The following is a 14,669-nucleotide window of genomic DNA, read 5'->3' on the forward strand; positions in this document are numbered from 1 at the left end:
CCATTGCGCTTTCGTGGGAAAACGCAATAAGACAGGTTCTGCGTTTAGTTGCCGCGCGCTAAAGGCGCATTTCTACATTTTCTGGTCAAACGACTGCCAGAAAAAAGCTTATTCCTTTCGCTGCTGGAGGCGGCGTAACGAGCGCTCACGGCGGCTCTGTTCACGGCTGCGATCCAGCAAAATCTCTTCGATGAAGGCCAGGTGGCGGTGTGACGCTTCGCGCGCCTGTTCGGGCTCGCCGGCCATAATCGCTTCGAAAATGCCTGTACGATGATTGCTGACCAGCGGGAGCATCTCCCGGCGGGCGTACAGCAGTTCAAAGTTCTGGCGAACATTTTGCGCCAGCATCGGCTCCATACACCGTAGCAGGTGAAGCAGCACCACGTTGTGGGCAGCTTCGGTGACCGCAATTTGATACTGGACGACGGCGTCTGATTCAGCGTCAAGGTCGCCCGACTGCTGAGCCCGCTCAATGGCCTGATGCAGCTCGCGAATGCGTACGCGATCTTCATCAGTGCTGCGCAGTGCCGCGTAATAAGCCGCGATACCTTCCAGCGCGTGACGGGTCTCTAGCAGATCAAATTGGGATTCAGGGTGGTCGGACAGTAGCTCAACCAGCGGATCGCTGAAGCTCTGCCATAGGCTGCTCTGAACAAAAGTCCCGCCGCCCTGACGACGAAGCAGTAACCCTTTGGCTTCGAGGCGTTGAATCGCCTCACGCAGCGAAGGGCGGGAAACGTCGAACTGTTTTGCCAGCTCGCGTTCAGGTGGAAGTTTTTCGCCGGGGCGTAAGGTCCCCTCGAGGATCAAAAACTCCAACTGCTGCTCAATCACATCGGATAGTTTTGGTTGGCGGATTTTGCTGTAGGCCATTGTTCCCTGTCTCTGCCATTAGCCCGGAGTCAATTGGTCTTACCAATTTCAAGTTCGTAGCGCTAAAGTAACAAAGTATTCACCTTATGTCCATACAGGTTTTGATTGAAATCAGTAAACCCGGCACTTTTTAACAACATTACAGAAATGATGTTTCAGAAATGTAACTTTGCACAAAAAACAACTTTACCTATAAAGAAGTATAATTAACTAAAACCAAACAAAATTAAGCAAACTGAACCGTTTCAATTAATCAATTACTGAATTTAAATTCAATAAAATGAATATAAATTCAGTAATTGCGAATTTTTCATTTTTGGCGCCTCGTGACTACTGTTGTCTTTTTATCCAATTCGTCATCATCCCTTCACAAAGCAGGTGCATTCCGCCGCGCTTACCACTATTCTGCTCATGACGAAAGAGTCTTACCTCTTTTTAAGAAAAGCATTTCGTAAATAAAACAATACAGAAAACGGAATTTCTTAAGTACATACGCACAACAGCGTCACAATAATAACCACACACGAGGTTTCACAATGGAAGGTCAACAGCAAGGCGCACAGCTTAAGCGCGGCCTTAAGAACCGCCATATACAGCTGATCGCTCTGGGCGGCGCTATCGGCACCGGCCTGTTTCTTGGCAGCGCCTCCGTTATTCAATCTGCCGGTCCCGGTATTATTCTCGGCTACGCTATCGCCGGTTTTATTGCCTTTATGATCATGCGCCAGCTTGGCGAAATGGTGGTGGAAGAGCCGGTAGCAGGCTCCTTCAGCCACTTTGCCTATAAGTACTGGGGCAACTTCGCCGGCTTCGCATCAGGCTGGAACTACTGGGTGCTGTACGTTCTGGTTGCCATGGCGGAACTGACCGCCGTCGGTAAATACATCCAGTTCTGGTGGCCAGAGATCCCAACCTGGGCATCGGCGGCCGTCTTCTTCATTGCTATCAACGCCATCAACCTGACCAACGTGAAAGTGTTCGGTGAGATGGAGTTCTGGTTTGCCATTATCAAAGTGGTGGCCGTTATCGCGATGATTCTGTTCGGCGCATGGCTGCTGTTCAGCGGCACCGCAGGCCCGCAGGCGACCGTTCGCAACCTGTGGGAACAGGGCGGCTTCCTGCCGCACGGCTGGATGGGGCTGGTGATGATGATGGCGATCATCATGTTCTCCTTCGGTGGCCTTGAGCTGGTGGGTATCACCGCAGCAGAAGCGGATAACCCGGAACAGAGCATCCCGAAAGCCACCAATCAGGTTATCTACCGTATTCTGATTTTCTATGTGGGCTCGCTGGCGGTACTGCTCTCGCTGATGCCGTGGACCCGCGTCACCGCAGATGTCAGCCCGTTCGTGCTTATCTTCCATGAGCTGGGTGACTCGCTGGTGGCAAATGCCCTGAACATCGTGGTGCTGACCGCTGCACTCTCCGTGTACAACAGCTGCGTATACTGCAACAGCCGTATGCTTTTCGGCCTGGCGCAGCAGGGTAACGCCCCGAAAGCGCTGCTGAGCGTGGATAAACGCGGCGTACCGGTGAACACCATTCTGGTTTCCGCCGTCGTCACCGCGCTGTGCGTGCTGATCAACTACCTGGCCCCAGAGTCCGCATTCGGACTGCTGATGGCGCTGGTGGTCTCGGCGCTGGTGATCAACTGGGCGATGATTAGCCTGGCACACATGAAGTTCCGCAAGGCAAAACAGCAACAGGGCGTGACCACGCGCTTCCCGGCGCTGTTCTACCCGCTGGGCAACTGGATCTGCCTGGTCTTCATGGCCGCAGTGCTGGTGATTATGGTGATGACCCCGGGTATGGCCATTTCCGTGTGGCTGATTCCGGTATGGATTCTGATCCTCGGCATTGGCTACCTGTTTAAGCAGAAAGGCGCCAAAACCGTTAAAGCGCTGTAATACTCCCCGCCCCCTCACCTCCTGAGGGGGCGTTTACCTCTATGTTACCTGCCTCACAGTTTCCTTTTCGCAGCAATTTTATCCATATGATTAACGTTATCCTGCTACGCATTTCGCCGTTTAGCTGCCAATAATCTCCTCCATATTATTCGGGAGAGGTCTGGCGATGAACTCAAGTAAACTGTCAGTGAAAGAGAAGATTGGCTATGGCATGGGCGATGCAGGATGCAACATCATCTTCGGCGCTATCATGCTGTTCGTTAACTATTTTTATACCGATATTTTCGGCCTTGCGCCGGCGTTGGTTGGCGTACTGCTGCTCTCTGTTCGCGTTATCGACGCCGTGACCGACCCGATTATGGGCGCACTGGCCGACCGTACCCGCAGCAAGTATGGCCGTTTTCGTCCATGGTTGCTGTGGATTGCCTTCCCCTACGCCCTCTTCAGCGTGCTGATGTTCACCACGCCGGAATGGAGCTACAGCAGCAAAGTTATCTATGCGTTTGTTACCTATTTCCTGCTGTCGATCACCTATACCGCCATCAACATTCCCTACTGCTCGCTGGGCAGCGTTATCACGAACGACCCGCAGGAGCGCGTTGCCTGCCAGTCCTATCGCTTCGTGCTGGCTGGCATCGCCACGCTGCTGCTGTCGCTGACGCTGCTGCCAATGGTTGACTGGTTCGGCGGCGGTGACAAAGCCAAAGGCTATCAGCTGGCGATGACCGTGCTGGCCTTTATCGGGATGTGCATGTTTCTGTTCTGCTTCTCCACCGTACGCGAACGCGTACGCCCGGCTGTGCAGACTAACGATGAACTGAAACAAGATTTAAAAGACGTGTGGAAAAACGACCAGTGGGTGCGCATTCTGCTGCTGACGCTGTGTAACGTCTGCCCCGGCTTTATCCGTATGGCCGCCACCATGTACTACGTCACCTGAGTTATGGGAGAAAGCACCCACTTTGCAACGCTGTTTATCAGCCTTGGCGTCGTCGGCATGATGTTTGGCAGCATGCTGGCAAAAGTGCTAACCGACCGCTGGTGTAAACTGCAGGTCTTCTTCTGGACCAACATTGTCCTGGCCGCGTTCTCCATCGCCTTTTACTTCTTCGACCCGCATGCCACCGTACTGATCGCGGTGCTCTATTTCCTGCTCAACGTCCTGCACCAGATTCCCTCGCCGCTGCACTGGTCGCTGATGGCCGACGTAGACGACTACGGTGAATGGAAAACCGGCAAACGCATCACCGGCATCAGCTTCTCCGGCAACCTGTTCTTCCTGAAGGTTGGCCTGGCGGTCGCGGGCGCAATGGTCGGTTTCCTGCTCTCCTGGTACGGCTACGACGCGGGCGCGAAAGCGCAAAGCGACACCACGATTAACGGTATTATGCTGCTGTTCACCGTCATTCCCGGCATCGGCTACCTGATTACCGCCGGAGTGGTGCGTCTGCTCAAGGTTGACCGCCAGTTGATGAAACAAATCCAGGAAGACCTGGAAAAGCGCCGCGCTAACTATCGCGAGCTGAATGAGTACCAGCAAGAACTGAAAACGACTGAACACGTAAGGAAAGCCTGATGAAGAACTGGCCCAACCCCTTTATTGAGCAGCGCGCAGACCCGTTTATTCTGCGCCACCAGGGAGAGTACTATTTTATCGCCTCCGTGCCGGAATATGATCGGCTGGAAATCCGCCGCGCCGCTGACCTCGATGGCCTGCGTACCGCCCAGCCGGTGGTGGTCTGGCGTAAACCCGAAACCGGCCCGATGAGCCAGCTTATCTGGGCTCCGGAGCTGCACCACATTAACGGTCGTTGGTATATCTACTTCGCCGCCGCCCACACCCAGGCGCTCGATAGCCAGGGGATGTTCCAGCATCGCATGTTCGCGCTGGAGTGCAGCGACGCCGATCCGCTGAACGGCAAATGGGTGGAGAAAGGTCAGGTCAAAACGCCGTTCGATACCTTTTGCCTAGACGCCACCACCTTTGAGCATCAGGGCAAACAGTGGTATCTGTGGGCGCAAAAATCGCCGGACATTGCCGGTAATTCGAACCTGTATCTTGCCGAGCTGGAAAACCCATGGACGCTAAAAGGTGAACCGGTGATGCTCAGCCAACCGGCGTTCGACTGGGAATGCCGCGGTTTTCTGGTGAACGAAGGGCCTGCCGTCGTCACTCACGGCGACCGTCTGTTTATCAGCTACTCCGCCAGCGCGACCGATGAAAACTACTGCATGGGACTGCTGTGGATTGATAAAGATGCTGATATGACCCATGCGGCAAACTGGCATAAATCGCCCACGCCGGTGTTTACCACCAGCGACGAAAATCGCCAGTATGGGCCGGGGCACAACAGCTTTACACAGACGCCTGAAGGGGAAGATGTGTTGGTGTATCACGCAAGAAACTACACGGAGATTGAGGGCGACCCGCTGTATGACCCGAATCGACATACCCGCCTGAAGACGGTGCGCTGGAAGGACGACGGGATGCCTGATTTCGGCATCCCGCCGGCAGATTCGCAGTAAACCTCTTGCCCGGTGGCGCTACGCTTACCGGGCCTGCCGTAATGCAGGCCGGATAAGCGCCATCCGGCACAACGCTACACTAACGTCCCATAAATGGTCAGCAGCGCCATTACCACGACGACCGCGTACGACGTTTTCTTGGCCATCGAAACCGCCGCTTTCGGCGTTGCCACTTTATCCACGTGCGGCTCGCGCGCCAGCGAATACTGTGCCAGGGTGGTTAACACCTGATACTGCGATGAATGGCGGTCGCCCAGCGAGGCAAACCACGCCGGCAGCGCTTTCTCTCCGTGACCAATCAGCGCATACACGACGCCAACCAGGCGCACCGGCACCCAGTCCACCACGTGAAGTATGGCATCGATGCCCGACTGTAAACGCTGGTGCGGCGTTTGATAGCGCGCCAGCCAGGACTGCCATGAGCGCAGGAACGCATAGCCCATTAACGCCACCGGCCCCCAACTGCCGCCCACCACAAACCAGAACAGCGGCGCGAGGTAGAAACGGTAGTTAATCCACAGCAGCGCATTCTGTAATTCCCGCAGGAACTCCCGCTCGTTACAGCCAGGAGGCACGCCGTGAATCATCGTCAGCTCGCAGGCCATCGCATCACGCGCGTGGGTATCATCGCGCGACGCCGCCTTCAGATAGGCGTGATAGTGCAGACGAACGCGCCCCGCGCCGATGCACAGCAGCCCCAGCAAAATCCAGAAAATCAGCGTCGGTACGTTAAACAGCAGCCCTTCCAGCGCACGCTGAATCAGCGCCACCAACGCCATCGCCACGACGGTCATCGCCAGCATTGCGGCCAGTGAGTAATGTTTCACCCGGCGGAACAGGGCCTCCAGCCTGTGGTCAAGCTGCCAGTGCTCGCCGAGCTTAAACAAGCGCTCCGCAAACAACACCAGAAGCGTGGTAAACAACGTCATGTCATCTCCTTATTCGACGAAGGGGTGACCTGCGCGCGAAAACGATCCCAATCAAAAGCCGGGCCGGGATCGGTTTTGCGCACGGGCGCGATATCACAGTGGCCGGTCATGTTGTCGGCAATGGCAGGATACTCGGTGATTAACAGCTGGGTCAAAGCCGCCAGCTGCAGATACTGCGCGTCGGTATAGGCCAACGTATCGGTGCCTTCCAGCTCAATACCGATAGAGAAATCATTACAGCGCTCGCGACCACGATAGCTCGAAACGCCAGCGTGCCAGGCGCGCTTATCAAAGGCAACGTACTGAACAATCTCGCCGTCGCGGCGAATAAGACAGTGGGCTGAAACCCGCAGATGGGCAATTTCCGCAAAGAACGGATCGGCATCAGGATCGAGCGTACCGGTAAACAGGGCGTCTATCCAGGGGCCGCCAAATTGGCCCGGCGGTAAGCTAATATTATGCACAACCAGCAGCGAGGGGACCTCATCCTCTGGACGACTGTCGTGATGGGGAGAAGGCACGTGCCGAACGCCCACCAGCCAGCCCTTATCTAACTGCATTCAGGATCTCCTTACGTATGGTTATGCTACTCGGTTCAGAGTAGCATGTTTCAATCTTTCGCATCGTTACCAATTTGGAGCTTTATCATGCCGCCTCGCCGCTACAACCCAGACCACCGACGTGACGCGCTGTTAGAACGTATCAACCTCGATATTCCCAACGCCGTGGCCCACGCGCTGCGCGAAGATCTGGGAGGTGAAGTTGACGCGCATAACGATATTACCGCACAACTCCTGCCGGAAAACAGCCACTCGCACGCCGTGGTCATTACCCGTGAAGACGGCGTATTCTGCGGCAAGCGCTGGGTAGAAGAGGTCTTCATCCAATTGGCCGGTGATGACGTCACGCTCACCTGGCACGTGGCCGACGGCGACACCGTGGTCGCCAATCAGCCGCTGTTCGAAATTAACGGCCCGTCGCGCGTGCTGTTAACCGGCGAACGCACCGCGCTGAACTTTGTTCAAACGCTCTCCGGCGTCGCCAGCGAAGTGCGTAAATACGTCAACCTGCTGGAAGGCACCCATACGCAGCTGCTGGACACGCGCAAAACGCTGCCAGGCCTGCGCACTGCATTAAAATATGCCGTGCTGTGCGGCGGCGGCGCTAACCACCGCCTGGGATTATCCGACGCCTTCCTGATTAAAGAAAATCACATTATTGCTTCCGGATCCGTACGCCAGGCGGTAGAAAAAGCCTTCTGGCTGCACCCTGACGTACCGGTGGAAGTGGAAGTGGAAACCCTGCAGGAGCTGCGTGAAGCGCTGAAGGCCGGCGCCGACATTATCATGCTCGATAACTTCGACACCGAACAGATGCGCGAAGCGGTAAAGATCACCCAGGGTCAGGCGCAGCTGGAAGTCTCCGGCAACGTCACTTTCGACACCCTCCGCGAGTTTGCCGAAACCGGCGTCGACTTTATCTCCGTCGGCGCGCTGACCAAACACGTTCGCGCCCTCGACCTGTCGATGCGCTTCCGCTAAGCCAGGAAAGGCCTTCCCTGCGAGCTAGACCGATCATAACGTTGTAGGCCGGAAAGGCGTTTACGCCGCCATCCGGCCCACAGATCCTCCTCGAAGACGTTTTTCGACCCGCCTTCCATTTTCCACGTTCACTTCTGCAACCGTCGGAAAAAAACTGGAAGGCCCTATCCTGAATGCCTTTTCGCCCCTCGCTGTCGTTTCGACGCTCTGCCAAAGTACCGCCAGTTTCAGCAAGGAGCACAATATGAACAGACAACGGGGCTTTACCCTTATCGAACTGATGGTGATTATCAACAGTAAATTACTGTAATAATTAAACGCAGAAACAATATTTAACATGTTGATTATAATGAAATAAAAAAGAGGCTATAAAGCCCCTTCATAAAGTAGTATCAAGATATCGAAAGGATTCAGGAAACAAAGCCCTGTGAACCCTCTTCCTTTGCCCCTTGCCGCTATATCAGTTCTCAATGCTGCCAGTACTGACACTCTCAGCCGATTGTTAGCTACTAACCTTTTGTCAGAGGTGTATTTTTCGCCACTTTCGCAATGGTAGCTCTAGAGCAACCGATTAACGCCTGAATTTTGTTCCAGCTTTTTCCGTCAGACAGTAATTCTTGTACTTTATTGTGTAGACTCTCATCTACCGGGCGGCCTCGATACTTTTTCTCATTTTTGGCCTTTTCAATACCCTGCATTTGCCGTCTGCGGCGATCTTCGTAGTCTTTGCGGCTGATTGCCGCCAACATATCCAGCATCATTGAATTCATTGCTTCAAACATACGGGCGGTGAATTCGTCCTGAACATTTAAAAGCTGGTGGCTTGTGGGTAAATCCAACGACACGACTCTGATCCCCTTAGACTCAATAAGCCCTCGAAGGGTTTTCCAATCCTCACCAGTAAGGCGGCTGATTCGGTCAATTTGCTCACAAAGCAAAATGTCACCACGTTCTGCTATTTCCAAAAGCAGGAATAACTGAGGGCGTTGCAGGCTTGCACCTGATTCATTCTCTTTGAAGTACTTTGATACCTTCAGATCATGCGAATGGGCAAATGCCTCTAACTCATTAAAGGCTCTGCCTGCATCCTGCTCCTTCGTCGAAGCTCGAAGATAACCCCAAACTCTCATGACACACCCCATCGGTCTGTTTTATGTGGTTCATTATATTTGGTTCATTTTAAGTTGTAAAGTTAATTTAATGAACCAGCCTTGCTGGTGGTCTGGATTGGTCTGCTTGATGTATACTTATTCGACACCGAGTTCATGATGGATAAGCTTTCATTAGCAATTGATTGCCTCCGAAAGTCTATAACCAGAGGCTACTGAAGCCGCAGCAATTCAAGGCTCATGTATGCACTACTAAATAGCTGCGCCTAATACCGCTACACTTTTGCCTGACCATGTTTTCCTCCGGGGAATGGGCTGGCGGTTTCCATAAAATGGCGGACCTTTTTCAGTAACTGCCACATTGAGCGGCACTGATGATTACGGGTTATCGTGTCATGAAGTGCCTGCCATAGCCGTTCCACATGATTCACCCACGGCGAGTAAACCGGCTGGTAAATTACCCTGAACTTGGGATTTGCTTTCAACCAGCGCTGTGTTTCGCGGCTTTTATGGATAATGTAGTTATCAACGATCAGCGTGATTGTTTTCGCCCGCCGGTAAGTGGCTTTCAGGTGCTTCAGCAGAGCGATAAACAGCGCTGAACTTTTGCTGTTGCCGCCCACGTAGCTGACTTTACCCGTGCCACTGTGCAGTGCGCCGGCCAGATAGTATTTTTCGTTCTGCCCCGGCGTCACTACCCGTTTCTGCTGTCCGCGCAACTGCCAGTCCGCACCGATTTTAGGATTAAGGTGGATATCCACTTCATCTTCATAAAATACCGGATGCTCTGCGCTGCATTCATCCAGCGCTTTGTGGATTACCGCCATCTTTTCATCTTTATGTGGGTCACGGATACGCAGAGTTGGCGCGGCCCTGCGCCATACAAGCCCCGCAGATGGCAACCAGCGGCGAACGGTTCCTGCATGTAACTGGCAACCGGTTATCTCATTGATTTTTATTGCCAGTAATTCGGTGCTCCAGCGTGAACGTTGATAACCAAAATCGCCGGGAGAATGCTTTATCAGCTCACGTAACAGGGTGCAGATATGTTCAAAAGGCCAGCGTCGGGAGCGCCCTGCGGGTAAGGATTTCAGGCCTTCAATACCTGAGTGCGTAAACCAGTTAATCCAGCGACCAACGGATGAACGGGCACAACAGAGAGTTCTGGCAACATCGCTGACCCGTTCACCCCGATGAAGCATCAGCATGGCCGTGAGTCTGCGGGCATGATTTTTATCACGCGTTTTATGAATAGCTTTCTGCATCAGGCGTCGTTCGCCACGGGGTATTGGTACTATGATCGGCATCGCTCAGTCCGGTTGGTGATTTTGGTTGGTTTGGCGATTGATCAGATCGCACAATCCGGGCTGAGTTCCCTTTCAGTGATCTACTATTCCGCGCAGCTATTTAGATTTGCTGGTGAAATCAACAGTACGTTTGATTTGCATTTTTACTCTAGAATTCAGTCATCTTTTCGGGGTTATGGATAATTGAATGCACACTTCGATTGAAGTACTCAGCCAAGCAAGTTTCAAGTCGGTTCTTGGCAGACCTAATGAAGGCCAAATGGCCTTAACGCTTTTATGCCTTGTTGATTGGCCTGACGGAGTGCAAAGGCAATCATATGTGAAAATATTTACTAAGGAAGAAAGTATTGGTGTCTTCAATGAAGTTCTTGGGTACCTGCTTACCAAATCAAATGATCTTCCTGTAGCCCCAAAAGCAGGCATATTGATATTGCCTGATGGTATCATTGATTCAATTGACAAGCCCGTATCGCCAATTGCCTTTGTTAGCTCCAAAGTTACCGGACATTCTCCGGCTAGCTATTACAACATTGGTGATATGATTAAATTTGAGAGTCTTAGAAGGATTCTCGATGGATGGGAAAAGTTACATAAAACGATCGCTTTTGATGAGTGGGTCGCAAACCAAGATAGAAATTTAGGGAACTTGATCATTGATTCACACAATCAAGTCACCCTTATTGACCACAGTAATATGCCTGTAGATCTCATGTGGTCTCCTGAAGACTTATCCATAACTATCAGCCCAGTCAATAAGTTGGAAATGGCCCTCCGAGCCGCACCAACCCTTCCTCAGAAAATGGATATAGTAAATGGAGCTAGCGGACAAACTGAAGCATTGGATATCGTAATAGCAGAGATTACTTATTGGTGTGAAAAACTTCTGAATCCGCAAGCAAAAGATTGTTTATTGGAATTTTTGAGTCATCGTGCGATTTTTTCCAAAGAAAGATTAAGCAGAAGACTTGGTGTACTGGCGGGGGTCGCGTGATTAACTTTGATTCTATCCTAAGTGAGCATTCACATCAGCCGATTGTCAAAGGTGAATGGTTTACAATTCAGTGGTGCCCTGATGTTGCCACAGGAGAAAAACTCAATATCGGTGTATGTTTCAAAGATAGTTTTGGCGGGGTATTTGTACAAACTCTTGAGTATTTTGACAGGATTTCTTGCTTGTACTCTCATGGCATGACATTTCACCTTAAGTTGGCTTGTGAAGTGGCTAGGGAGATAGTACTTTCAGGGGAAGTATTTTTATCAAATCAATGCCAGAATTTAACTTTTAAAAACAATGGATATGCTCAAGGTGAATCAGCAGACGACATAGTATCTTCTCTGTTTTCAAATGTTGTTCCTTTATCGGTAAAAGTGACAAAAAAGAGAGAGAAAGTTTACACTCCAATTTCAAGAGATCGCCTTTACAATATAATGGATGGCTACCTCAAACAACACCTTGAATACGAAGAATATTTTGAGATGCGAGACCCATCCCCTTTAAAAAGAATTACACTGGGGCAACAATCGCAAACAATTTATCTTCCTTACAAAGCCAAGACCTCACTCGGAACAATAGCGTCAGCAGCCTATTCTGATGAAAATTTAGCCAAGTGTCATTTGTATGATGCTCAAAGAGATATCTCATTAGCTTTGAATAACTACGATGAGTATAAGTGTGGAGCGATTTTCATATTGTCTCCAAACAATGACCTCAAAGTAGACAAACGTGATCAAGTAGATTTAGAGATTGATAAGTTTTGCTGGTATTTGAAAACACAAGCCATAGAAACCGAAGTCGATAGTGACCCATATAGTTTATCCGACAGAGCTATCCATTGGTACCGTAGGAAGGCTGCCTGATAATATTCCTAGTTCACAAGAAAACCGTCCTTTGGCGGTTTTTTGTGTCGAGAATATCCAAGATTTCCAATCATTGATTTTTAACCAATGCAGGGTTGGCGAAAAGTTCAGTACTGAGATCTGAGTACACGGCATTTGGTCGGCGAGGTTGAACCTGCTCAGACGAACGAGATTTTAAATCGTGCAGAAAAATACTGACTGTACTTTTATCTCAGTAAACGATCCCTTTAGATTTTTTGCCAAAAATCAGGAGGGCAGGTATTTGATTATTTTTTGTACTAAAGGCCAGGTAATCTTAGCGAAATAGTTAAGCAGCCTAATACAAAGGCTGCCATAAAGATTGCTAATGTTTTATAACTTATTCTATTTGGAACATGTTTGTCTTGCCTGTGCGATATTACCATCAGTTTGAAAGTATTTCACATAAACCGTTATAGTTTTATCATTTAATTTAGACAAGTAAAATTTATAGGGTGAATTTTGATCCTGATATATTGATGAACCGTCTTGTGCAACCATCTTTAATGGTAAAGACGCAATGGTAACAACCGTATTCTTGATTGATAATTCACTAATTAATTCCTTCTCTGATACAGTATAAGTATTATACATATTGTCTATTGTATTTTCATTTTTATCATCATATAAACTAGATCTATATATCAATCCTCTAGGTGTATTCAATGTGTCAGAAAAGTTATCACAACTATAACGACCAGCTATTATTTCATTATCAGTTTTATTAACTTGCTCTGGGCCGGAGGCAGGGACCACTGCTTGTGATACAGTATGAGTGGGTTGCTTAACTTGGTCTGATTTATTTTCACCTAACATCATATTTAAATCACTCATGCGAGCAATGTATGCGTCTTTTAGAGACTGAGCAGTAGTAGCTTTATTACGCACATTTTTTAGCCAACTCAGTTGGGATTTTTTGATAAGTTGAACGTTATCTGGATTTTCTTTGTTAACCTTCTTGTATAAAATACTTAACTTGTCATCCAATGTTGATAATGCTGGCGTTGTACAAATTGTTAGTTCTGTATACCCCTTAGCTTTGCTACAATCAAATGATGCTGCCATTGAAATCACTGGCATACTCATGATTATTACAGATAAAGGAATGGTTGCTATTTTCATTTAAATTTTTACCCATATATATGAAACGATAATGCCGCTAAAATATTTAAAAAATAAACTATTTTTGATGGAGCTTAAATCAGGTAAAAAACTATCCTAACATTCCACATTAGTACTATCGAATTCGATAGTGCTATACCACGTTACGCATAGTATAACCTCGAATGTTATAATTATCGCTACTGTTCTTTCTTACTCAGAACGATCAAGTACCATGTACGCTGGCTGACACATGCTCCCACGTTCCTGTAGCCAGTAGTAATCAAGATCAGCTACACGCACGTCCAATCCAGAATCAACACGGTTGATCTGTAACCGTAGCCCTACAGCATCCTTGTACGATAAACCAGATTTAACATTGTACTGGTACTTAACCCCACCTTCTTCTTCAAATGACTTGAGATAAGGGGTAATCTGCTTCTGGATTTCTTTCAGACAAATAACTTCATTGCCAACAACAAAGGGATTTTCAGCTTTCCCTTCTGGCGAAGTAGCCGCAATTGTGGTTAATGGGAGTAACATTAATAGTACTGATATTGTTTTCATCATTTATTCGATTCCTTGAGTGAACGTTACTGTTTCGAACAAATTTGTGTAATTGTTGAATTATGATTAAATTCAACATCAATTACCTTTATAGTATTATCATTCAGTACTGATACAAAGTAGTTACTTGATGAGTTCCCGTACTTCTTTGACCCATCTGCTGCAATCTTGTTAAATTCAGCTGTATATATACTATCTTCTTCGCCAGGAATTGGCATTCTACTGATTAATTCATTGTCTGAAATAGTATAGTAAATTGAAATCCCTTTATCGGAATAATAACCTGAATCGTATTTTGTTCCCTGTCGAGTTTGTGTTATCGCATCAAACTTATCACATTTATAAACATTGGACTTTGTCTTTTCCGTACTGTCAGCCGTTGAAGCCTTTGCATCAGTACTCTTATCTTGTGAAACAATCCCTGCACCAATTCCAATAGACACCATGAAAACAACAAAACTTATCACCAAGGAAAGTGTTAAAGTACGGAATTTTCCCCGACCTTTATTTCTGAAACGGTTTGAAACTTTCTTATAACAAAGTACCGAAATTGCTATGCAGATAATGAAAACGATCAATCCAGACATACATTTTCCTCAGATTTCATTTACGTTAAGTTTCTTATAGCGTTCAGGCCAGATCGTACTAACGGGTACACCGATAAAATCGGCAATAATTCGCTCACCTTTCGGCCAATGTCGCTCAAGTACGTTATAAAGTGTTCTTTCATGTAAACCGCTATCTCGGGATAGCTGTGCCAACGTTCCTCCTCGCTTCTTGATAGCTGCCAAGATATCGGCCCTATGCCAGTTCTCAGTACTAGCATTTTGCTCCTTTATCTGAGATTCTAACTTGTTGTGAATACTCATAATGACCACTCATTACTAACATTGAGAACATGATTGATCATTAAAAGGAATTCGTCAAATAAAAA

General features: G+C 48.8%; 15 protein-coding genes and 1 pseudogene. 7 read left to right on the top strand and 9 right to left on the bottom strand.

The window, feature by feature from the left end; genetic code table 11:
- Positions 1 to 108 precede the first annotated feature (108 nt).
- Positions 109 to 873: a pyruvate dehydrogenase complex transcriptional repressor PdhR gene (gene pdhR, locus H7R58_RS19825; RefSeq protein WP_106925452.1), complete on the bottom strand. Its 765-nt coding sequence runs from the start codon at positions 871 to 873 to the stop codon at positions 109 to 111.
- A gap of 536 nt (positions 874 to 1,409) precedes the next feature.
- Here pdhR and aroP point away from each other — a divergent pair.
- From aroP to H7R58_RS19840, 3 genes and pseudogenes are all read left to right on the top strand, one after another.
- Positions 1,410 to 2,780 (top strand): aromatic amino acid transporter AroP, encoded by a 1,371-nt coding sequence (aroP, locus tag H7R58_RS19830; protein WP_106925450.1) that lies wholly within the window; start codon positions 1,410 to 1,412, stop codon positions 2,778 to 2,780.
- 166 nt (positions 2,781 to 2,946) lie between these two features.
- Positions 2,947 to 4,356 (top strand): annotated as a pseudogene (locus H7R58_RS19835) (glycoside-pentoside-hexuronide (GPH):cation symporter).
- The gene (locus H7R58_RS19840) at positions 4,356 to 5,306 is read left to right on the top strand and encodes a glycoside hydrolase family 43 protein (protein ID WP_106925446.1); all 951 of its coding nucleotides are present in this window, start codon (positions 4,356 to 4,358) and stop codon (positions 5,304 to 5,306) included. Before H7R58_RS19835 ends, H7R58_RS19840 begins: the two are co-directional and overlap by 1 nt.
- Before the next feature lie 74 nt (positions 5,307 to 5,380).
- Here the strand turns inward: H7R58_RS19840 and ampE are convergent, their stop codons facing one another.
- Positions 5,381 to 6,235 (bottom strand): beta-lactamase regulator AmpE, encoded by an 855-nt coding sequence (gene ampE / locus H7R58_RS19845; protein ID WP_182929461.1) that lies wholly within the window; start codon positions 6,233 to 6,235, stop codon positions 5,381 to 5,383.
- Positions 6,232 to 6,795, bottom strand: coding sequence for a 1,6-anhydro-N-acetylmuramyl-L-alanine amidase AmpD (gene ampD, locus H7R58_RS19850; protein ID WP_106925442.1), 564 nt, complete (start codon positions 6,793 to 6,795; stop codon positions 6,232 to 6,234). Before ampD ends, ampE begins: the two co-directional genes overlap by 4 nt.
- A gap of 87 nt (positions 6,796 to 6,882) precedes the next feature.
- Between ampD and nadC the strand changes: the two genes are divergently transcribed.
- Positions 6,883 to 7,776: a carboxylating nicotinate-nucleotide diphosphorylase gene (nadC, locus tag H7R58_RS19855; RefSeq protein ID WP_106925440.1), complete on the top strand. Its 894-nt coding sequence runs from the start codon at positions 6,883 to 6,885 to the stop codon at positions 7,774 to 7,776.
- 244 nt (positions 7,777 to 8,020) lie between these two features.
- Positions 8,021 to 8,086, top strand: coding sequence for a prepilin-type N-terminal cleavage/methylation domain-containing protein (locus H7R58_RS25650; protein WP_182934817.1), 66 nt, complete (start codon positions 8,021 to 8,023; stop codon positions 8,084 to 8,086).
- A 199-nt stretch (positions 8,087 to 8,285) separates the two neighbouring features.
- Here H7R58_RS25650 and H7R58_RS19865 read toward each other — a convergent pair whose 3' ends face one another.
- Positions 8,286 to 8,906 carry a recombinase family protein gene (locus H7R58_RS19865; RefSeq protein ID WP_032664618.1) on the bottom strand — a complete coding sequence of 207 codons (621 nt, stop codon included), beginning with the start codon at positions 8,904 to 8,906 and terminating at the stop codon, positions 8,286 to 8,288.
- A 254-nt stretch (positions 8,907 to 9,160) separates the two neighbouring features.
- Complete coding sequence (locus tag H7R58_RS19870; protein WP_001395480.1) at positions 9,161 to 10,192, bottom strand: IS630-like element ISEc33 family transposase; 1,032 nt, start codon at positions 10,190 to 10,192, stop codon at positions 9,161 to 9,163.
- A gap of 187 nt (positions 10,193 to 10,379) precedes the next feature.
- On the opposite strand from H7R58_RS19870, the gene H7R58_RS19875 reads away from it, so the two are divergent.
- Both H7R58_RS19875 and H7R58_RS19880 read left to right on the top strand, forming a co-directional pair.
- Positions 10,380 to 11,183 carry a hypothetical protein gene (locus H7R58_RS19875; RefSeq protein WP_032664617.1) on the top strand — a complete coding sequence of 268 codons (804 nt, stop codon included), beginning with the start codon at positions 10,380 to 10,382 and terminating at the stop codon, positions 11,181 to 11,183.
- Complete coding sequence (locus tag H7R58_RS19880) at positions 11,180 to 12,049, top strand: hypothetical protein (protein ID WP_032664616.1); 870 nt, start codon at positions 11,180 to 11,182, stop codon at positions 12,047 to 12,049. The genes H7R58_RS19875 and H7R58_RS19880 overlap by 4 nt, the downstream gene beginning before the upstream one ends.
- Positions 12,050 to 12,412: 363 nt before the next feature.
- Here H7R58_RS19880 and H7R58_RS19885 read toward each other — a convergent pair whose 3' ends face one another.
- The 4 genes from H7R58_RS19885 to H7R58_RS19900 all read right to left on the bottom strand — a co-directional run bounded on the left by H7R58_RS19885 (position 12,413) and on the right by H7R58_RS19900 (position 14,604).
- Positions 12,413 to 13,189, bottom strand: coding sequence for a lysozyme inhibitor LprI family protein (locus tag H7R58_RS19885; RefSeq protein WP_139155752.1), 777 nt, complete (start codon positions 13,187 to 13,189; stop codon positions 12,413 to 12,415).
- A 192-nt stretch (positions 13,190 to 13,381) separates the two neighbouring features.
- A complete protein-coding gene (locus tag H7R58_RS19890) occupies positions 13,382 to 13,735 on the bottom strand; it encodes a hypothetical protein (RefSeq protein WP_176690028.1) in 354 nt (117 codons plus the stop codon).
- Between the two features lie 26 nt (positions 13,736 to 13,761).
- Complete coding sequence (locus H7R58_RS19895; RefSeq protein WP_032664614.1) at positions 13,762 to 14,322, bottom strand: hypothetical protein; 561 nt, start codon at positions 14,320 to 14,322, stop codon at positions 13,762 to 13,764.
- Positions 14,323 to 14,331: 9 nt separating this feature from the next.
- Positions 14,332 to 14,604, bottom strand: a complete 273-nt coding sequence (locus H7R58_RS19900) for a helix-turn-helix domain-containing protein (protein ID WP_050488798.1) — start codon at positions 14,602 to 14,604, stop codon at positions 14,332 to 14,334.
- Positions 14,605 to 14,669 lie beyond the last annotated feature (65 nt).

The sequence above is a fragment of the Klebsiella sp. WP4-W18-ESBL-05 genome (assembly GCF_014169075.1).
Lineage (GTDB): Bacteria > Pseudomonadota > Gammaproteobacteria > Enterobacterales > Enterobacteriaceae > Kluyvera > Kluyvera ascorbata_B.